This window comes from Streptomyces sp. NPDC002994 (genome assembly GCF_040611155.1).
GTDB lineage: Bacteria > Actinomycetota > Actinomycetes > Streptomycetales > Streptomycetaceae > Streptomyces.
On record NZ_JBEXNQ010000012.1, the window covers coordinates 24,020 to 43,500 of the forward strand.

At 66.1% G+C, this 19,481-nt stretch carries 19 protein-coding genes and 2 pseudogenes; 5 read left to right on the forward strand and 16 right to left on the reverse strand.

Going from position 1 to position 19,481, the window contains the following annotated elements:
- The first annotated feature begins 22 nt into the window (after nucleotides 1–22).
- Genes ABZX79_RS17615 through ABZX79_RS17630 form a run of 4 tightly spaced genes read left to right on the forward strand, consistent with a single transcriptional unit; the run spans nucleotide 23 to nucleotide 4,360 of the window.
- Nucleotides 23–1,729: an ATP-binding protein gene (locus tag ABZX79_RS17615; RefSeq protein ID WP_355257755.1), complete on the forward strand. Its 1,707-nt coding sequence runs from the start codon at nucleotides 23–25 to the stop codon at nucleotides 1,727–1,729.
- A 46-nt stretch (nucleotides 1,730–1,775) separates the two neighbouring features.
- Nucleotides 1,776–3,101 (forward strand): SUKH-4 family immunity protein, encoded by a 1,326-nt coding sequence (locus ABZX79_RS17620; RefSeq protein ID WP_355257758.1) that lies wholly within the window; start codon nucleotides 1,776–1,778, stop codon nucleotides 3,099–3,101.
- A 15-nt stretch (nucleotides 3,102–3,116) separates the two neighbouring features.
- Nucleotides 3,117–3,479 carry a hypothetical protein gene (locus ABZX79_RS17625; protein ID WP_355257760.1) on the forward strand — a complete coding sequence of 121 codons (363 nt, stop codon included), beginning with the start codon at nucleotides 3,117–3,119 and terminating at the stop codon, nucleotides 3,477–3,479.
- Nucleotides 3,476–4,360: a hypothetical protein gene (locus ABZX79_RS17630; RefSeq protein WP_355257762.1), complete on the forward strand. Its 885-nt coding sequence runs from the start codon at nucleotides 3,476–3,478 to the stop codon at nucleotides 4,358–4,360. Before ABZX79_RS17625 ends, ABZX79_RS17630 begins: the two co-directional genes overlap by 4 nt.
- Nucleotides 4,361–4,747: 387 nt before the next feature.
- Here ABZX79_RS17630 and ABZX79_RS17635 read toward each other — a convergent pair whose 3' ends face one another.
- The 12 genes and pseudogenes from ABZX79_RS17635 to ABZX79_RS17690 form a co-directional block, all read right to left on the reverse strand.
- Nucleotides 4,748–5,176, reverse strand: a complete 429-nt coding sequence (locus ABZX79_RS17635) for a hypothetical protein (protein ID WP_355257764.1) — start codon at nucleotides 5,174–5,176, stop codon at nucleotides 4,748–4,750.
- A 109-nt stretch (nucleotides 5,177–5,285) separates the two neighbouring features.
- Nucleotides 5,286–5,951 carry a hypothetical protein gene (locus tag ABZX79_RS17640; RefSeq protein WP_355257767.1) on the reverse strand — a complete coding sequence of 222 codons (666 nt, stop codon included), beginning with the start codon at nucleotides 5,949–5,951 and terminating at the stop codon, nucleotides 5,286–5,288.
- Between the two features lie 38 nt (nucleotides 5,952–5,989).
- The gene (locus ABZX79_RS17645; RefSeq protein ID WP_355257770.1) at nucleotides 5,990–6,697 is read right to left on the reverse strand and encodes a hypothetical protein; all 708 of its coding nucleotides are present in this window, start codon (nucleotides 6,695–6,697) and stop codon (nucleotides 5,990–5,992) included.
- Nucleotides 6,698–6,734: 37 nt separating this feature from the next.
- Nucleotides 6,735–8,015 carry a putative T7SS-secreted protein gene (locus tag ABZX79_RS17650; RefSeq protein WP_355257773.1) on the reverse strand — a complete coding sequence of 427 codons (1,281 nt, stop codon included), beginning with the start codon at nucleotides 8,013–8,015 and terminating at the stop codon, nucleotides 6,735–6,737.
- Entirely contained in the window at nucleotides 8,015–8,341 is a 327-nt protein-coding gene (locus ABZX79_RS17655; protein ID WP_355257776.1) for a hypothetical protein, read from the reverse strand. Before ABZX79_RS17655 ends, ABZX79_RS17650 begins: the two co-directional genes overlap by 1 nt.
- A 702-nt stretch (nucleotides 8,342–9,043) precedes the next feature.
- A complete protein-coding gene (locus ABZX79_RS17660; protein ID WP_355257779.1) occupies nucleotides 9,044–9,457 on the reverse strand; it encodes a hypothetical protein in 414 nt (137 codons plus the stop codon).
- Nucleotides 9,454–10,581 (reverse strand): WXG100 family type VII secretion target, encoded by a 1,128-nt coding sequence (locus ABZX79_RS17665; protein WP_355257782.1) that lies wholly within the window; start codon nucleotides 10,579–10,581, stop codon nucleotides 9,454–9,456. Before ABZX79_RS17665 ends, ABZX79_RS17660 begins: the two co-directional genes overlap by 4 nt.
- Nucleotides 10,578–10,916: a hypothetical protein gene (locus ABZX79_RS17670; RefSeq protein WP_355257784.1), complete on the reverse strand. Its 339-nt coding sequence runs from the start codon at nucleotides 10,914–10,916 to the stop codon at nucleotides 10,578–10,580. Before ABZX79_RS17670 ends, ABZX79_RS17665 begins: the two co-directional genes overlap by 4 nt.
- Nucleotides 10,917–11,191: 275 nt before the next feature.
- Nucleotides 11,192–11,733: pseudogene (locus ABZX79_RS17675) on the reverse strand (transposase family protein); the annotation flags it as partial.
- Nucleotides 11,734–11,792: 59 nt separating this feature from the next.
- On the reverse strand, nucleotides 11,793–12,332 hold the full coding sequence (locus ABZX79_RS17680; RefSeq protein ID WP_355257786.1) for a hypothetical protein: 540 nt from the start codon (nucleotides 12,330–12,332) through the stop codon (nucleotides 11,793–11,795).
- A 483-nt stretch (nucleotides 12,333–12,815) separates the two neighbouring features.
- The gene (locus ABZX79_RS17685) at nucleotides 12,816–13,964 is read right to left on the reverse strand and encodes a S8 family serine peptidase (protein ID WP_355257789.1); all 1,149 of its coding nucleotides are present in this window, start codon (nucleotides 13,962–13,964) and stop codon (nucleotides 12,816–12,818) included.
- Nucleotides 13,964–14,575, reverse strand: a complete 612-nt coding sequence (locus ABZX79_RS17690; RefSeq protein WP_355257792.1) for a hypothetical protein — start codon at nucleotides 14,573–14,575, stop codon at nucleotides 13,964–13,966. The genes ABZX79_RS17685 and ABZX79_RS17690 overlap by 1 nt, the downstream gene beginning before the upstream one ends.
- 772 nt (nucleotides 14,576–15,347) lie before the next feature.
- Between ABZX79_RS17690 and ABZX79_RS17695 the strand changes: the two are divergent.
- A pseudogene (locus ABZX79_RS17695) lies at nucleotides 15,348–15,792 on the forward strand (hypothetical protein).
- A 164-nt stretch (nucleotides 15,793–15,956) separates the two neighbouring features.
- Here ABZX79_RS17695 and ABZX79_RS17700 read toward each other — a convergent pair.
- The 4 genes from ABZX79_RS17700 to mycP all read right to left on the reverse strand — a co-directional run bounded on the left by ABZX79_RS17700 (nucleotide 15,957) and on the right by mycP (nucleotide 19,466).
- Nucleotides 15,957–16,229, reverse strand: coding sequence for a hypothetical protein (locus ABZX79_RS17700; protein ID WP_355257795.1), 273 nt, complete (start codon nucleotides 16,227–16,229; stop codon nucleotides 15,957–15,959).
- Nucleotides 16,230–16,244: 15 nt separating this feature from the next.
- Complete coding sequence (locus tag ABZX79_RS17705; RefSeq protein ID WP_355257798.1) at nucleotides 16,245–17,345, reverse strand: hypothetical protein; 1,101 nt, start codon at nucleotides 17,343–17,345, stop codon at nucleotides 16,245–16,247.
- Between the two features lie 134 nt (nucleotides 17,346–17,479).
- A complete protein-coding gene (locus ABZX79_RS17710; RefSeq protein WP_355257801.1) occupies nucleotides 17,480–17,890 on the reverse strand; it encodes a hypothetical protein in 411 nt (136 codons plus the stop codon).
- A 265-nt stretch (nucleotides 17,891–18,155) separates the two neighbouring features.
- The gene (mycP, locus tag ABZX79_RS17715) at nucleotides 18,156–19,466 is read right to left on the reverse strand and encodes a type VII secretion-associated serine protease mycosin (protein WP_355257804.1); all 1,311 of its coding nucleotides are present in this window, start codon (nucleotides 19,464–19,466) and stop codon (nucleotides 18,156–18,158) included.
- Nucleotides 19,467–19,481: the final 15 nt, after the last annotated feature.

Consider the following 19,481-nt stretch of genomic DNA (forward strand, 5'->3'; position numbering starts at 1 on the left):
GAGGCAACTTCCCCTGTCGAGCATGGATCCGGGCACGGTGCCGCCCGATCTGCCATCCCCATCGGTGCTCGACCCCGTGGGCATGACCGCCGCGCAAGTTCTCTGGCAGCTCGCCGACCATCACGCACTGAGTACCGGAGACACCACGGATGTGTTCCGTGCGCTGGGCGCGCTCGATGACACCATCACAGTGGTCGTCCCCGATGTGGACCTGGCCGGGCCCGTACGCTGCGGCGGCGAATCCCGTCGGCTGGTGAACGACCTCCTCAGGCCCCTGGCCGCCACGGCGAACGTACGGCTCCTCGTGGAGCTGCCACGGCCGCTCATCCCTGCCCTCGCTGAAGGGCTGCCTCAGGGCCTGGTGCAGGTCATCGACCTTGACGAGCCGGAATACGCCGACCCCGAAGGCCTCGCGCTGCAGGCAGAGACGGCGCTCGACCCTGCCTTGGGTTTCCCGGCTCTTCCCTTCGCTCTGGACCCCGATGCCCGACGCAGCGTCGCCGAGGCGATCAGCCGCCGGGCAAGCACCAGCCCGCTCGTCGTACAGCTCACGACCCGCTGCATGGCCATGGCGCCTGAGGGCTTCGACCCCACCGATGAGCAGCAACTGCCAAGCTCCGTAGCTGAGTCCATCGACCTGCACGCCCTGCGCCTCGGCACCGATCCGGCCACGCTCCGCGTCCTACTGGCACCGCTCGCGCTGGCCGAGGGCGATGGCCTGCCGGTCGAGCTCTGGGGACGGCTCGTACAAGCAGTTGCCGGGCGTGACATGAGCGAAGCCATGGCAACCGGAATGCCCCTCGCAGGCCCCTTCCTGCAGCCCTCAGAATCCGAGGGGGAGAGCGGGCGTACGCTGCTCCGGCTGCTACACCCGGCCATAGGTGACGCGATCCGCGCAGGGTTGCCGAACGTTCGCGCCACACAGTCGCAGATCGCTATGGCCTTGCTCCAGTCCGTGCCGGACCAGGACTGGAGCAAGGCCGATGCCTACGTCCGGGATCACATCGCGGGGCACACTCTCGAGGCGGGACTGCTCCCCCAGTTGCTCACGGATCCGAGCCTGTTCGTCCATGCCAACCCCGTGGTGCTCCGCTCAGCTCTCGAGTCGGTACCTGCCGACACGCTGGGCCTGCCAGCACTCACCTACCTGCGTACCTCTCCACTACTCACCCGCACCGATGCTCCCTCGTGGCTGCGTGCCGGTCTGCTGGAAACGGCGTTCGTCGAGGATGGCCTGCCGGAGTATGCCGCCGCTGTGCACCGGCTGGACGTCGACCTGCCGTGGGAAACCCTGTGGAGCCTGCCCGTGCGGGATGTCCATGCAGTGACAGTGGGCAGCCTTTCGTCGCCCAAGGGCGGACAGAGCACTCCCGTCGCGGTTCTCGCTGTCCCCGCAAACACCCCCGGCGCCCGTCCGATCGGCGAGAACGCGGCATCCGCAGTCCTCATCCACGGGCTCATACACCCGTCCCCCCTCAGTGAAGCCGACCCTGATCAGATCGTGCGGCCCTCAGAGGAAGAGCGGGCCGAAGCCCCTCTCGCGCTCAGCCGCGGTGGCGACTACCTGCGGGTCTGGAGCCGCGCCAGCGAGGAGGTAGTGGCTTCGATGATCTCCGACGTTCCTTTCACGGCCGCAGATCTCTCCCCCGACGGCATCCTCCTGATCGCGACCGAGCGTGGGGCGAAGGCCCTGCGAATCCGGAAATCACCGTCAGCGATAGCCTCGTAAGCCGCAGACCACCGTAACCCCCTCAGGATCCTCGAAGGAGCCCCGCGTGACCACCCAGGAGCAGGCGCTCGCCACCGCCGACCGTTGGCTGAACCCCGAAGGCACGCGGGACCGCCGCGAGGTCAAGATGCGGGAGTTCGACCTGGGCTGGGTCGTGTGGGCCGCGCCCGCGCCGCTGGAGCGCGACCCCGAGACCGGGGAGCGGCGGCCGCCGGCCGAGATCGGTGACGCGTGCGGGGTGGTGGACCGGCGTTCCGGTGAGCTGACCGTCTGGCCATCGGTTCCGGTCGACGAGGTCGTACGGATGTACCGGCAGAAGCACGGCGGCAGCGCGTCCGGTGATGGGTCGGCCAGGGACGCCCGTCCGGTGACTGGTCCCGGCAACACCTGCGTCTTCACCTACACCGACCCGGCCACCGGCGAGGAAACGACCCTCTTCCGCAACTCCGGCCCCGGCCTCCCGCCGTCGGAGCACCAGGCGGCGGCCGAGCTGCGGCGCATGGGCGTACCCAACGAGAACGTCCTCGCGATCCACACCGACCTGCGCCCCAGCCTGCTCCCCGGCGGCTACACGGCCGAGCTCCTCAATACCTTCCGGAACGCTGAGCTCTCCTGCACCCAGACGTACGGCGCCCGTCCCGAGGCCCGCGCGGAGGGCATCGCCGCGCTGATCCAGCACGTCGAGATGATGCACCAGGTGGCCGGCCAGCAACCCCCACCCCGCCCCCACCGCATCCCCGTCCCCACGAACGTGCCCCCCGCCGAGCCCCTGCGAGATGTAGCCCTCGGCCGCCACCTCACCGACGTGTTCGGCTCCGACGGCGTACGCCGCTACGACGCCGACGACCTCGCGGCCAGCCAACTCCCGGAGAGCGCACAGTCGTTGCTTACGTGGGCCGGGCTCCCCGTCGATGTGCCCCTATTCTTCACCGCGGACCGGCCCGACGCTCCCCCGGCAGGCGGCCTGTTCACCGACGTGGCCACCAATCTGCGGGAGCGCCGCAGCCCGGCCGGCGAGGAGAAGATCGGCGCGCTCGCGCACCTGACCCGCATCGGCTGGGACGGCGTCGCCGTGCTCGCCGTACAGTGCCTGCCCGACTCGACGGAGCCCAACGGCCTCGGCGCCGTCTGGGCGATCGACCCGGTCACCGCGTCGGCCCGCTACGTGAACATCTCGGTCGGCGTATACGCCCGCTCCCTCGCCCTGCTCACCAGCGTCCGGGAGCAGATGCAGGGGCTCGACCCGGTGGCAGCGGGTGCGGCGGTGGCGGAGCTGCAGGAGCAGCTGGTCGCCATTGACGCGATGGCGCTGGGGAACCCGGACACCTGGTGGTCGCTGATCGTCGAGCAGATGTGGCACGGGCTGTTCTGAGTGGTGGCGGACCCGGTGAGTTCACAGGGCCCTGCGACGCCCGATCCGGGCCGCGCCCCGAGCACTCCTGAAGAGGCCCTCCGGCTCGTGCTGGGCCGCTTCGGGCAGCCCCGGCTGCCCGACGGCAGCCCCGCCCCCATGCGGGTCGAGGAGTTCGACATCGGTTACGTCGTGTACGCCGTTTTCCCGCAGCCCACTGCGGTCAACGGCGTTCCGCGGCCCGCCGAGCCGGGCGGCAGCCACGTTGTCGTCGCTAAGGACGACGGCGAGACCGCGCTCGTACCCAACTTCCCGCCGGAGCTGGCCATCGAGGTGTTCAGAAGGCACTACCGAGCGACCGAGCGGACAGCGAGGCATGACCCCGAGGAGAACCAGTGAACGAAACCGAGCTGCCCGCCGACGCCGAGGGCCGACTGCGGAACGGCATCACGCAGGCACCCGTCGACAGCGGGCAGCCCGTGATCGTCGACTACTCCGGCTTCACGAAACGCCTGAACGATCCGCGCCGCACGCGATGGCGCCTCCTGGAGGAGTTTCAGCGGGAGTGGGGCCACTGCGAGACGTTGGGAACGCAGCGACAGACCGGATCCAGGGAGGCAGTCGGGACCACGCCCGCCGCATTGCGCGAATGGCTGGAGTCGCCGTGCAACGCCGTCACGCAAGCTCCTGAACTCTTCGACGTCCAGTGGCTGTTGCCGCCCTCAGAGCTGACACCGGAGACGCCGGTCCACGCCGACGACGTACCGGCCGACGCGCTCCTCCACGTCTTCCTGGCCGAAGGGCAGGGCTGCAACTACTGGGCCTATCCAGCCTCACACGCGTCCCGGCCCGATCCCGCGGTCCTGGTCGACGACGATCCGGACGGCGACGGGCCGGCATGGTTCCAACAGAGCCGCTCGATCTCGGAGTTCGCCCTCCAGCTCAGCGCCATGCACCTGCCACGCAAGCTGGGTTGGGTCGCGGGCAAACCGACGATCCGCCCCGACACCGTCGCACGGGTTGCGGCTGCCTTCCCCACCATGGGATTCCTCCCCTGGCGCGAGATGGCTCAGCACACCAAGCTGTACGGCGCCCGTGACGCCATCGTGTACGTGGACCACAGCCGCAGCCCCCACCGCGAGTTCGACAGCGATTTTCCCCAGCTCGAAATCGCGGCACGAACGCAGAAAGCACTGCTCGATGCCGGACGGGCCCTCGGCCTGGAATGGCACGACGACGAGATCGGGCCGCCGCCCGAACCCCGCCGACGTACAGGGTGAACCGCACGTGCGGACAAATCGACGCATCCGGATCCCAGGCCGAACAGAATCCTGCAACTGCCCGGAGGCCCGGCGCCGGTCCTGGGCGCGGGATGCTCCGAGACGGTTCCTCGGCAGCGCTCGCGGTGCAGGCACTGAGCGTGTCCGATTTCGACCCTCTGGGTGGCGCGTTCCGTCGGACACCCTGACCGGGGAGAGAGCGAAGTATGGGACGTCGTTCTGCGTACCTGTGACTTCGCAGACAGCACATGGGACTTCGCGTCCCTCGACGGACATGCGCCATGACGACATGCAGCCATGGGAAATGCCCGCGGTCTCCGGTGGACGGGGGCCGCGCCAGGTGGCGCGGCCCCCGCTTCTCGTGGGCTTCGCAGGCGTCGCGTGTGCTCAGTACAGCGAGAAGCCGCCGCTGTGCCGCGCCGGGCCCTTCTGGCGTGGCGGGGAAGACTCCCCCTCCGAGCGCCTGGGCTCGTTCGGGTCCGACGAGGACCCGCCGTCCGGAGGTGCCTCACCCAGCCTGATCTGTTCGCGCTCCTCCTCGGACAGCGCCTCCCACTGGCCACGCAGCGATGCCAGCCCGCCACCCAGGGCACGAGCCGTCGCCGGGTCGTCCAAAGCTTGTCGGAGGGGGACCCGGCCCGACAGCAGGTTCTTCGCCGCGTCCTGCAGGTCCTTGCTCGCGCCGCCACCGTCGGCGAGCTTGCGCAGCGCGGAGTTCAGGGAGCCGACCTGCTCGGGATCGAGCGCTTCGTCCCACACTCCGCGGTCAGAGGAAGACCCCTGGGGGTTACGGGGGTTCTGTGGTTGCTGGGCCATCTCGCTTCTCCTTACTTCACGTCACCGGAAGTATCTCCCGTCACCCGAAGCCGATGCAGACACGTGTGCGGATGCGGTGACGTGAGGTGCGGTAGAGGATGCGGCGCGGTCAGAACACCCTCCGCGCGATCCCCGCCCGCTCAGCCCTCGCGTTCCGGTCGGCGCCGGCCAGTTTGCGTTCCGGGGCCAGCCTGTCCCACTTCTCCGGGCGCATGAGCAACAGTGCGCCGCTGCTCGGTACGAAGGCGACGGCTCCGAAGGGCAGGTCGCCCGCCACCCACACGCCGTTCTCGATGCCCTCGGGCCAGGGATCGCGCCAGACACCGCGACTCGGTACTTCGATCACCTGCATCAGCGGTGACCTGCCGCCCTCGGTGTTCTTCATTCTGAGCGTGAGCGTGGGGCGGCCCCTCTTGGACCGCTTCCCACTCTTCTTCTCGACCTGCGGCCAGAATTCGTCGAACGCGTACTGGCGCAGCGCCTTCCTGCACGCACGCGTGATAACCACGGCCGACGGGAGGAGATTGAAAAGTACGGCAAGGAGACCGATGATGCCGACGCCCGTGAAGGGCGCCGTGACGTACACCACCCAATGCCATTGGCCGTCCAGGGCTTTCGACTGCACCAGCAGCGGCGGCCCGACAGCCATGAGCGCGAAGGTCGCGCCGTACCCGAAGAACTTCCTGAGCACGCGCGAGGTCAGGCGTTTACGCATCTCCTCCGCGTCCACGGGATGGGGCGGCGGCGGTTGCACAGCGTGCGGCGTTTCCGGCATTGGCGTTACATCTCCTTTGGGCTCGGCCACTGCGACCGCTATCCGAAATCGTTCCTGATGGCGTTCGTGGCGGCAGAACCCCCGCCCGTACCGGCGCCACCGTCCGGCACGTCCCGAGGTGACGGATCGGTGAACGTGAGGGTGTGCGCGACGCCGAGCAGTACGTTCCGGTAGTCGTCGGCGAGATCGACGGCGGCCGTGACCAGCTGCACCACGACGATGTCGGGCATGCCGCTGCCCGTCACGGCGACCGTGCCCTGCCAGACGGTCCCTTCGCGGGGTTCGTCGCTCCCCTCGGGCGGCCTGCCAGGTTCGACCGTACGGCGCTTCTTCTCGGCTATGAAGCCCATTCCGCACGGCAGCTCCAGGGGGCGCATGCCTTCGTCCGGGTTGTCGGCAGCGGTGCTGGCCATGCTGGCCAGTACCAGCTTCGCGTTGACCCCGGATGCCGGGACCGTCGAGACGGTGAGTACGGAGGACACCACTCCGCCGGCCTCGTCCGGGTGCAGACCGATCGCGCAGCCCTGCACCTGCTGGGCGTTCAGCAGTCCCACGACGCCGGTGTAGAACCGTACGACTTCTTCCGCGCGGTCGCGGAGCTCGTCCGGCAGGCTCAGTACCTGCTTGATCAGCGCCACGACCTGCTCGAACGGCGGGTCGAGATCCAACTGCAGGTATCCGTGCGGCAGTCCGTACCAGAAAGCCGGCTTCGGCTTGCTCGCCCCCTCCGCGTGGATGTCAGTCACTGTGCAATCAGCCTTTCAGTAGCCCCGGGTATTTCCCTCACACCCATCCCAGAAGCCCCGCGATGCTGTGCGCAGTGGCAGCCGCCTTGGTGCCCTCGGCGGCATTGTGCTCGGCGCCTTCCTTGTCGACCACTCCCAGGCTTTCCAGGGAAGACACGACGTTCGCGGCGACATTGACGCCGTTGGCGGTGATCTCACCCATCAGCTTTGCCGAACCCCCAGCTGATTCCCCGGCCACACGCCACGCATCAGCGGCCTCGTCCGTGGCGTTCTTCGAGAAGGCAGGGACGATTTCCTTGACGAAGGCTCCGGCTTTCTCCGTGTTCGATACGGCTACGCCCATCCGGCCGGCCATTCCCACGCCGTCGGCCACCTCCTTCGCGGCCATGCCCAGCGCCTTGCCACCCGGGATCATGCCGACCGTGTCGCCGGCGATGGATGCCCATGCGGAGAACATGTCCATTCCACTGCCGCCGCCGAACAAATCGCTTCTGAATTTCGGGTCGGAAAGGTTCTTGGACATGGACGCCGCACTCGCCACCACCGCGATACCGGCGAACAGCGGAGCCAGCGGCGTAGGAAAGAGCGCCAGCAGACCGGCAATGGCGCCGATCGTTCCGGCGTGCTCGTACAGGAACGCCCCGACGGCCTTGATGCCGTCCCAGATGGCGTCGACCGCCTTGCTCAGCCAGCCCGGCTCCTTCGGCGCCAGCTTGTCCGTGGCGTCGTCGAGCGACTTCGCGACGGTCTCGGCGTTGTCCGAGTGCGTGGTCTCCAGCGTCCGGGCCTTGCTGATGACGTCGTCGTACGCGCCATTGGCCTGGTTCAGCGCGGTGGTCGCCTCATTGAGGCTGCGCTCGGCCGCCCGCAGCCGCGCCGTCGCCGCGTCGGCCTGCTCCTGGGTCTCGAACTGCTGGCCGGCGAGCTTGAGGTCGGGATGCCGGCCTGCCTTGTCGTGCCGCTCCTTGGCCGAGTTGGCCGCGGACTTCTTCTCGGCGGCCGCGTCGTCGTACTTCCGCGCCAGGTCGCGGTTGGCCGTCAGATAGCCGTCCCAGTTGCCGAGCTGTGCGGACGCCTTCTCCAGGGAGCGCGCGGCATTCTTGATGTACGTCGGCAACTCGCCGTCGATCGCCTCGCGGAACGCCTTCGCCGCGTCGCCTTCCCAGTAGCTGCTCTCACCGATGAGCTTCTGGAGCTGGGTGTGGCACGTACGCAGCGCGGTCGCCGCAGTAGTGACCTTCTGCTTCAGGGCATTAACTTCGCTCGGTATGCCGGGGACCGGGTTCCACCCGAGGTTGGAATAGGGATTCACGGCCATTACTTCGCGCCCTTTCCACCCGAGGTGGACTGCTTCGCCATGTCGTTGAAAGCCTTCTCCAAGGCCTTTTCGACCTCTTCGTAGCCCTTCTTGTTGGACTTCACGCCCTCGCTGATGGCGTCAATCATCTTCTTGGTCTGCTCGGACCCGTACTTCCAGCGCTCCTGGAAACCGTCACACGCTTCGTCAAGTCGCTTGGTGCCGATCTCGTCGGCGCGGACGTGATCGAGAGCGGCTCGCGCCTCATTGAGGTCCCGGACACAGCCCTCGAGAGTCTTGAGGAACTCCCCCAACTGATCCGTGTCTGCCTTGAAATGATCCCCCATGGACCGGAGCTCTCCCTCATTGACTACCGACTCATCACAAACAGGCGACTCTCGGAGCAGACCCGAAGGATTGCAGCGAAACGCACTCGACGGCCGGCCCAGCGGGCTGGGCGGCGCGCAGGCTTCCCGGACGCTTCCCGGAGCTGGTCCTGCAGGGGATGCGGTACGGACCGCGCTCGCCCCCAGTGACCGGCGAAGCGGAACTCAGCCCCTCCCGCAAGACCCTCCCCATAAGTCACACAACACCTTACGACCTTCACGATCGCAAGGCCGCAGCCCCCGCGACGGGTTCCGTGGAGAACTTGTGACCGCGGTTGCTGCTTTACGAGGCGTAACGAGCAATCAGGAGAGCGTGATGAGCACGGATCTGTCGAGCCGTACACACGGACAGTGAGCGGCTTGGGTCGGCGGTGCGTCGGGGCTTCAGCGCCGGACCTGCGCCTACCATGCCCGCTACGCCCGCTATGACTGCTGTCGGCCGAGGAAGCCGGTGATGAGCCCCAGCCATTCCTCGGGCTGCTCGGCGAAGGGGAGATGCCCGGTGGGCAGTTCGGCGATCTACGCGCCAGGAATGCCGGAGGCCAGCTCGCGCTGCAGGGCGGTGGGGATGAGGAGTCGGCGGTGGTAACGACAACGAGGGTCGGGATGCTGGTCGCAGCGAGCCCGTCGCGTACGTCGGCCCGGCGGACCAGGTCGACCTGATCACCGGTGCCCGGCGGTATGGCCGGGGCGGCCTGTTCGGCGGCGGCGCGGACTTGGGCGGGGGGCCGCGCTCGAGGAGTTCTGGACGCACGGGTACGAGGCGACATCCATCGCCTCACTCACCAAGGTTCCGCAGTTCGCGGTAGCCGAGATGATCAGGCAGCCAAGCGGATGCCGCGGGTCGGTGTAGTCCGCCAGGTGCCACAGCATGGCTCGGACCACCGAGCGAGCGTCCTGGCCCTCGGCCGACCGGGCTGTGCCGTAGGCGCGCCGGCACAGCACTGCCTCACCGAACAGCTGCCGCTTGTCGCCGAATGCCGACCCGACCGCCGCCCCGCCTGCTTCCTCAGCGGCACACCCGTGGCCGATCGCGCGCTGGTCACCGCCCGCCGCGAGCAGATCGCCACTCATCATCCGAAGTCGTCCCTGATGTCACGCTGTCGAGGTGAGGCCCCCCTCGTGGGAGGTTCGCCGGCCCCGCCCGACCGCGCGTCGGCAGCGGAGCGCGGGCCGCCTTCTTGGCGGCCGCCGCCGGGCGGCCTCGCTGCAGCTGCGTCGGGATTCGCTCGGGGTACGGGCGGGCTGCCCGCCGCCTGGAACCGATGGTGCGCCGCGGCTCCGATGCCCACTCCGCCTGCACCGCCAACACCGCCGCCTGCGGCATTGACAACGGCGTTCTTCAACCACTCCGGCTTCTCGCGCCCCGTGGCCTTGGTGACTCCATCAACGGCGACTCCGCCCCCGACATTTCCTACTGCCCCACCCACTACGTTTTCCGAGACACGCATCCCTACTTGTCCCACGCCACGGTTACGCAGCAAGGCCGTTGCCCCTGCCGCCCCGGCCATCCCCAACGGCGTACCCACGAGCGACGCCACGACGCCCTGCCAGGTGGCTTCGCGAAGGCCCGCGCCATCGACTCCTTCGCCTGTCGCCGCCGCACTGGCAAGCGTGGTGGAGGTGTTCCCTGCCCAGTTGATGCCCAAGTCCACCAGCAGCTTGGTCAGCTTCGTCGACCGTTGATAGGCGCGCATGGCAGCGGCGATGCGCGTCAGCAGCCGACCCAGGCGCTCGGCGTGACCGATGGCTTGAGCGGCCAGCCTGGCGACGTTTGTCGCCGCGGCGGCGCTTCCGAGGCCGAGCGTCACGAAGGACAGAGCTACGCCAACGCCGATCGAGACGCCGATCTCGATGTAGATGTCGTGGATCTCCGAGTTGACCTGCTCGATCGTGTCAGCGGCCTCGTCGAGCTGCCTGGCAACTTCGTCGTACTGTGCCGTCGACTTCGCGATCGCCGCGCTGACCTCGTGCCAATGCTGTTCGAACGCTTCGGCGGCAGGGCCACGCCAGGTGTCCCCGACCACATCCTCGACTTTCCTGTCGAGCGCCTTGAGCAACCCCTCGGCGCCCGCGACCTCCGCCTGCAGCCGACGCCACGCCTTGGCTGCCTGCCGGAGCTCCTCGGGCCTGCCTCCCGGGTTAACTAATTCGATGCCGAGTTCTACGAGTTCCTCACCAACAGACTCGTGGCCGCTCACCTCTTGCCCCCGTCACGCTTGTCACCGAAGAGAACCGCAACACCCTCGTCCGTAATCTCGGTGTTGCGGTTTACTTTCTTCAAGGCATCAGCGATGACATCCAGATAGAGATGGGCCAGCTTCATAGCGTCGGCGGCATCCGTGGAGTATTCGACGTAGGAGGTCCTCAATTCGTCCGACTCCGTCAGGAAGCCGAAGCCGTCAGAGATGGCCTCTTCCCCGGTTTGCTGGATGAATTTCTTGAGGTGCGCCCGTAAATCGTATGCTTGCAGCTCAAACTCGCGAGCGAGTTTCCTGCCTGCGTCCTGTGCGTAAAACGGTGCGTCGTCAGCCACTTGAGCCCCTCATTGATACAGGCGGGCGCGCCCAGCGGAGAACGCGCGCGCACCACCTGTCGACCATGTCCCCTGAGACAGGGCGGGAGCGGGACACCGGCACGCAGGCCCTGACTCCTACGAGCGACTTAACGATCAACCACTACGCAGGACATGGTCTTGTCCTACCGACCGTGGAGCGGAGTCGCGGTGGAAGGCTGTTGGGAGTCTCCACCAAAAAAGATGGGGACGCGGACGATCGCCTGGTCGTCCGCGCCCCCAGGGGTTTCGGCAGGTCAGGGCCGGGGTCGTGTCCGATCTATCCACGCAGCGAGGGCGAGGTTGTGCAGGTGAGCGACGGCCTGGACTGCGTGGTGAAGGCCGCTGCCCCGTTGCCGGCAGTCGCGGAGGATCTTGTAGTGCTTCATCCGGGCGAAGGCGTGCTCGACGCGGGCAGTACCCGGCGATGCTCCGCGTTGTCCGCCTCCTCGCCCGGGAGTAGCGCTCGGCCGGGCCGTTTGCGGTGCGGGACGATGAGCTCGGTGCTGATACAGGCGCCGTCGCCCAGCACAGTCGCCCCCTGAGGTGCCGACCTCCGGTCACGCACCGCGATCAAGGTGCCGTCCAGGATCCACAACCGATCCGCGCTGTCCGCGCGGCGCGGGCCGGCTCCAGGGCGAGAAATGGCCGCAGTCGCTGAATGACCCGACACACCTTGCCGGCGAGCAGCCGAACACCGGCGCGAGCTTCCGCATCGTCAGGTTCGTTCCGTAGTACACGGCCACCAGCAGCACCCGATCCGCAGCGGCAGGCACCACGGACGACCACCGCCGGGCCCCTTCCCCGCGACGCGATAGGTCGGCGCTTCCGATGGGTTACATTTTTGCGATCTCGCTGTTACTGCCGATGCAGGGTCATGAGCCTCTGACCGCCCGGCAGGGCGAGGACGCCGCCGCGGTCAGAGTTGCCCGCGAACCAGGCCCCGTGCTCGAACTGTCCCGACCAGCGCGTGCGCCGGCGCGACGTACGCGCGGCGAGCACCGGCGACCAGCCCTCGTCGCTGTTCCCATCACCGAGCCTGAGTTGTACAGCAGTGCTCGCACCGACTTTCGCGTCCTGCCTGCGGACCACAGAGCAGTACCTCCAAGGGCTGGACTTCAGAACGCTCTCGACGGCACGCAGCCAATGCAGCGTCTTTGCCGGACCCGCCAACAAGAAGGCAGTGGGAATCAGCAGGAAGGACGCGGTGCCCGAGACGAGCTGTGTCTCCTCTCCCTTGAACGCCGTCGCCACGATGAGCAGCGCCAGGAACACAGCGACCCTGATCAAAAGGCTGACACGAGCCCTGCGTCGGGCCTTCTCATACGCCTGCCTGGTGGCGGGATCGTCGAAGGCGCACTTGGCCAAGGGGAGAGGAACAGAGAGACCGGACTTCACGTGTACAACTCCTCGTCATTGGGTTCAACAGACCTCCTCATGCGCGGGCTCCGCCACTCAGGGTTCCGATACCGGCCCTCTTGGCTCGCGCCATGCGGTCCTTGTCGCGGGGGAACTCCAGGTAGGCCTCAACGGGCGTCCGGATGTCCCGCTCCAGAGTCATGAGGTCCCTGCCCACGGGCGCCGTGACAACTCCACCGAATTCAGGGTCACCGGCAATCCGGGCACCGTCCTCCGTCGCCCCCGTCCAGCGCGTCCTCCGCAGGGGGTTGACTGCTCGCATGGCCTTGGAATCACGCCCAGCAGCAGAACCGCTCTCGCGCGGCGCCGTCCGCGCCGCCAATCCGGCTTGCTCGTCCGTGTTTCAGAAGGTCTCCCGCCCTGACACCGGGCGGGAGACGACGGCACGGCGAGGCCCCCACATGATTGGGCTTCGAGGTCATCGGACAGGTGGGCGGGCACCGCGTGGCGGCCGGATGAGACTCAGCCGGAGCTACCGACCGCGTTCGCGGGGCGGCGGCCCACACGGCTGATCAGCACGCCACCGATCACCATGAGCAGCCCAACGGCCGCCGCGCCGAGACCTATCCCCACCATGGTCGTGTCCAGCGGGGCGTTCTTGGTCTTCGGGGTGCCGTCCGGTGTGGCGAGGAACTGCTTCCCCTTATACGCGACAGGCGCGGTTTCGTCGGCGGGCGGTTTCGCGGCGCCTCGAACAGCGGCGGCCGCGTCCACCGTCCCGTATCCGACCAGGGCGTTGCGACCTCCGGACGGGTGACGTGCCGTGCTGGTCAGGATCGTCCGCACCTGTGCGGGAGTCACCTCGTCGTTGTGGGAGAGCATCAGCGCCACGACGCCGGCGGTGAGCGCCGTCGCGGGCGAGGTGCCGTCGATCGTCGCGTAACCGCCGGTGTTCTTCGCGCTCATGATGGCCACGCCCGGCGCGGCCACCGCGTTGTAGGTACGCACAGTGGAGAAATCGGCGCGGCTGCCGTTCTGCTGGAGAGCAGCGACCGCGATCACCCCCGGGTACGCCGCTGGGTACTGAGCGTCGTTGAACATATCGCCGTCGTTGCCCGCCGAGGCGAGGACCGGAACTCCCTTCTGCGCCGCGCGGGCCAGGGCGGCGGCCTCGTCTCCGTTGTAGCTGCTGCCCAGGAGTTCGTCGCCGATCGACATGGAGATCACGTCGGCGCCGTGGTCGACCGCGTAGTCGATGCCCCGGGCGATCGGACTGCCCTTGACGAACTCCATTTTCTCTTCATCGTCGTTGGTCACGCGGACTGAGAGGATCTCGGCCTTCGGAGCGACCTTGAGGACGTCCGAGGCCATGGCGGTGCCGTGGCCGCCCCATTCCGGGTCGCCGGCTTGGAGGCCGTCCTGCAGGTAGTCGGGGCCCGTGGTCACCCTGCCGCGGAGCGCGGGGTGGTCCGCCTCGACGCCGCTGTCCAGGACCGCGACCTTGATGCCCTCGCCCTGCGCCGTCTGCTGGGCCTCGCCCAGGCCCATCGCTTGGTACTCCCAGCTCTGCGGGACGGTTACGGCCGCGAAGGGCACCGCCACCGCTGTGCCCTGGACCGCGAGGCCGAGCAGGGCCGCCGTCACGGCCACGGTGATGCGCCGCACGCTCATCAGGATCCTTCCAGCAGCAGGTCGGTCAGGTGGAGGTTCATGTCGTCGCAGAGACCTTTCGCCGCACCGCGCCACGGCGCGCGGTCGTCCCCCGCGTCCCAGCTGTGGCTGCCCCATTCGCCGGGCAGGTTGCCCGCCTTCCGGCCGTCGACCGCGCCGGTGGAGGCGATGAGGACGTAGGGCAGGGACGGTTCGGTGACCGTGATTCCCGCTCCGCCGTTACTACTCGCGTCGCGCCAGTCAGCCGCGATGGTGTCGGGTACGCCGTACGCCTTCGCGCCCACCTCAGGGTCGAGCTTGTCCGTGTCCTCGTCGAAGAACTCAGTCATCTTTGTCTTCGCCGACTCACCCTTGGGCAGGACCACCAGCGCGACCGTCGCGACGGTGTTGCCCGTCGGGTCCACGTACGTGGCGCGCAACACCGCCTCGCAGCCGAGCTTCTCCACCGCGGCAGCGGTGACGTCGTTCAGCCCCTTCGCACAGTCGGTGCCGTCGGATATCCCGACGCGGTGCCAGGCTGCCCGCGAGGGGTCGGTGGACTCCGACTGGGTGTTCAACCGCGGCGCCAAGCCTTCGGGGAAGAGCTTGTCCACCGGCTCATTGCGCCACATGGTCGGGCCGTAGGCGTCGCGGTTGGGGATGCGCTGACTGTGGTTCGAATACGCGTGGTTTGTCAGGAGCCCGCCTCCCAACAGAGCGAGGGCACCGACGGCACCGAGGAAGGCGGCGAGGCAGCCGCGCCCCAAGCTCCTCCCTGGGGCCGGGGCAGGAGGCTGCGGTGCGGGCATGCTGCCGTACGGCGGCACCGGACCGCCGCCAGGGGCTGGCGCCCCGTACCACCCCGGCGCGGCCTGGGGCGGCGGTGGCGACAGGGGCGGCACGGCCGGTTGCGGCGCCATGCCCGGCTGTTGCACCTGACCGGGAGGCCATGGCGCCTGGTGGGGCTGCTGCCCGTAGGCTCCGGCACTGCCTGGATTCTGGGGCGGCCTGGGGTAGGACATTGCCCCTCTCCTCATCATTTGGCGTCAAGTGAGCGGACGCGAGGCACGGAGGCGCAAAGACAGCGATGCAAGGCGGAAAGCGGCAGTACTGAGCCGACACATGCCCCCGTGCAGGCGAACGTCGATCATATAGAGTCACTTTGACGAGCTGCCATCCGCCCTGTGTCGTCGTCCATGCGCCGCAGTAGTCGGGCGGACTTGGCATTTGCAGGCCTCCTTGGCCGGCTCGTTCGCGAACTTGCCGCAGACAGCCAAGAACTCCAACCAGGCCATGGACCGGACCGCGGTAAAACAGCACCGGGAAGCGGGCGACGCCCTGACGCCCGTGCCGGGTTGGCACACCGCGCCACGGCGCGTCTGCGCAACACCACGAATTTGACCGCTGGTTGCACATCCGGTGGAGCGGCTGGTGCCGGACGGGTTGTGGGTCCTGTTCCGGCGGTGGTGCCGCTTACAAAGGTGCAGCGCCTACATGGCGGGGGTCGGCGGCGGGCAGCTGAGCGCGAGGCCCTGGCCGAGCTCATCTTCGTGGCTACGCCAGCTGCACCTTGGTGGCAACTGCCACCAGTGTTCCCGCCCTGTCTAGCCCGCCGTCTACCGGCCTGCGCCGATGGCTCCGCCAGTGTGGAAACCCCCACCACATCGAAGGCAAGGGCATCGAGTCGTCCACCTGGCTGGAGCGCCTCCGCTGAGTGGTCGAGAGGACCGTGCCCTGTCTGACGATCTGCCGACGCCTGCACCGCCGCTACGGATGCAAGCCCGAGCACCTACGCGCCTTCGTCGCCATGGACCTCAGCCTCGTCTGCCGACGCCGACTCACCAAATGAAAACTACCGGCGCTCTACTCTTCGGTCATTTCGAGGGCCGCTGACGCTGATGACGGCGTCCAGGCAGCGGCCAGCCCGGCCAGGTGGGCAAGTTCGTGCATAGCAACCGACGGCACCCGCAGCCGGTCACCTTGAGCCAATTTCCCCGCAACGGACCGCATGAATTACAACAAGCTGCGCACCAGGGCAACTAGAAGAAAAACAGGAATCGCCAGAAAAGCAATTTTGATGCTCTGCTTTCGCCAAGCAACGATGAAGACTGCCGCGGTCGCCAAAAACATGCCCGCCAGCCCTACATGCCTTGGGTTATCCCACCCACCGACGAGAGTAATAAGGAGCATGATGAGGAAAGCGGTCCAGCTCGCCCCAAAAGCCAAGACGGGCAGCCGCCATTTACCGACAGCTTCGTTACGTCGGGAACTATCATCTACCATCATCGCACCCCAGCCCCGCTAGTTTCCTACCACCGCATTATCATACCCGCTCCCCGGTGTCGGAAATTTCTTCACGTTTGAAGAAGTATTCGCGCCACTTGCGGCCGCTGCACCATAAAGGCCCCTTGCCGTGAAAATCGTAACATCGATTGCTTTGATCAGTATCTTATACTGATCAACCATATCGAGGATACGTTTAGCCACGAGAGCGTAACCGGCAAGCGTTCCGAGAAACCCCACCCCCGTGGTTGCCATCGAAGTCGAGGCCGCCCAGATGATGATTGCCTCAAGAGCCAGGTCCGAAAGAAACATCAATAGAGACTTGACGGTATCCGTAAGGGCGAATACCGAGTGCGCAATCATCTCATAATTCGCACGGAAGGACTCAAAAGTCTCGGCTGCCGCAGTCAGGAGTGTGCACAGTTCTTCAAAATACACTTGCGCTGCGTCTGCAGCATTACCTTCCCAGGAATACCTGATTGAATAATTACCACTCGAGACATTAGCAGCAACCGCCGTGCAGAATTTATTGAGATTCGCCCACACTTCGGAATACTTTAGATAGCCCTCCCAGTTACCGCCTACCATCGCCCCGACCTGACTGAAAGGATCAAAATCGAATGCTAGCTTCAGGCCTTCGGTAACCAAGGCGGATGGGCTAATCAGGTCCATGCCGGTACCCATCACCTTAAATGCCGGATTGAAGGAAAACTCGTCCGCGTGCCCCCCGCCGTAATCCTTTACTTTTCCAACAACATCGAAGGCACCAGGATCGCCGTCCATTATCTTGAGTTCACTTCGGGCATCCTCAATGTCCTTGAAGTCCCCCCTCTCCTCCGGCATGTCCCACTCAGTGCCTTCTGGTGTGCGCCTTTTCGATTGGGGATAAGTCGAATCGAGCTTCGCCGCCTCGCCGTGATCGGCAGTCTGGTAATAACGAGAGGAGTTTGCTAGTTCCTTGCTCGAGGCTTCCAGGATTGCTGCGATCTTCCCGAGGATTTCCCGGGCGTCCTCGACCCTGTCGACATGGTTTCCGAAGGCATCGTTCCATAGTTCACCAAACAGTCCGCCCGAAAATTCAATCGCTTCGGCATTAGCTTTGTTGCTCAGGAAGGACACCGCCTCCCGAGTGTCATCGGATGCTCGCCGAACGAGCCCAGAAAAACCCTTAAGATCTCCTGGACTAACCTTGAAATTCATAATGCCCCCGGTGTCCGCATGGCGTCAGCTCTACATAACTTTGGTTACATTTCCTAGTAGAGAGACCAGCCCTTACCATCATGGCGCGCAGATGAACTGCTGCGGCCTGGTTCGCGCTGTCGGCCACGACGCTCTTCGTCGATCTCGTCGCGATACTCCTCGATAATCCGATCCCCCTCACGACTATGCGAGGCTCGCTCCTCCTCGGACATGGAGTCCCAATCCCTGCGAAATCCATGGATCTTTTCGATCATGGGTTCCGCGTAGGCCGCGATAGTTGTTGCTTGCCTGAGGCCAATGCGCCCTGACAGCACCTCCTGAGCCATTTCCTTGAGCGCACCTTGAGAATCGCTCTTGGAGAGTTGCTCAAGTGATTTGCGTAGAATGCGCGCCCGCGCCGGATCGTCTCCGGCTATTTGCAACAGCTCTGATTCGTCCATTCCCTGACGCTGCCCACTGCTCATTGGACTCTCCTTCTATCTCAGGGAAACGGCGCCGGCTCCACCACACGCCACGGCTGCGGTAATGTATCGATATTGCAAGACCACTCCAGCTCGCGCGGCTGCAAGTGCAGTTAACGTGAGAGAAGCTGACGGCGTGCCTTGGCCATCCTTGAGCCCGTCTCACCGTTTCCAGTTTCCAGGTGCTCCAGCGGCCTTTGCAGGACACGTGCGCAGCGCCTTGCCATCCATAGCCGCGCCCACTTCACAATTTGGTTGCCGGGGGCCTCTACGGTTGCTGGTAAGGGTTGGCGTTACCTGGATTGTGCGGTGTTGGGGCGGGGGAATACGGCGAGTAGCTGGGGTTCTGGGTTGGGAGGCCGCTGGAGACGCTGCCCGGGCTTCCGGTCGGACCGCCACCACCTCGGTTGCGGCGGTTGAGGATTACTGCGATGACGATGCCGAGGACGACTACGGCTGCTACGCCTGCGCCGATGGTGATCAGTGTGCCGGAGGAGGTGCCTTCTTCCGACGGTGACTCTGACTTCTCGTCGTTGCCCTTGGGGGCACCGTCGGAGCTTGAGGACGAGGTTGAGGATGGCGCTTGAGGAAGCGGGCCTGCCTTGGGACCGGCCGGGATGTCCATCCTCAGCGCCTTGTTGGGGCGGATGATGCCGTACCCGTACTCCTCGTCAGGAACCCCTTTCTTGGCCTTATGGTCAAGGAAGGTGGCCGACTTGACCAAGCGGTTGATTACTTGCCCAGCTGTCAGGTCGGGGAACTTGGAACGGACTAGGGCAGCTGCTGCGGACACATAAGCTGTTGCATCTGAAGTTCCAGAACCATTTGAATACCCGCTAGGAATGGTGTGGTCTGCGCCAACGATATTGGCTCCCGGAGCCATCAGGGTGAGCCCGGGACCATAGTTTGAGTCCTCCCAACGCTTCCGGGATTCATCAATTGCGCCGACAGCCACCACACCTGGAAGTCGTGCTGGATACTCGATGTCCTCCACGCCATCGTTTCCTGCACTTGCAACGACAACAACATCCTTACCCTGCGCGTAGGAGACAGCCTTTGCAGTATCAGAGCTTGGGGATGAAGAAGTCCCGAAGGAGAGGTTGATCACCTTCGCGCCATGGTCTACTGCATAGCGAATTCCGCGGGCCCAGCGCTCTTCCTCGTATCCGTTGTCGCCGGAATGAGCAGCTCGTACCGGCAGGATCTTTGCTTTCGGTGCCAAGCCGATCACGCCGGCGGAGCCGTCGGCCCCATGCCCGTGCCCTGCGATCAGGCTCGCCACATGAGTGCCGTGCCCTGTCGCATCGAGCTGGGGGTCTGTGCCACCGTTGCTGAAGTCCTTCCCGTTCAGCACCTGTCCGGTCAGGTCGGGGTGGCTGCCGTTTACGCCTGTGTCGACCACGGCGACAGTGACTCCCGCCCCCTGTGACTCAGCCCAGACAGTTTCAGCGTCGAATCCGACCAACGCCCACTGCTTGTCTCGGATGTAATCCGCCGACGCGGTAGGAGCTGAAGTGAGGAGCAAGGCTCCTGTTAGCGCCACGACTCCTGTCGCGGACCAGACTCGCTTGACACCCATTCCTTGCTCCTCACT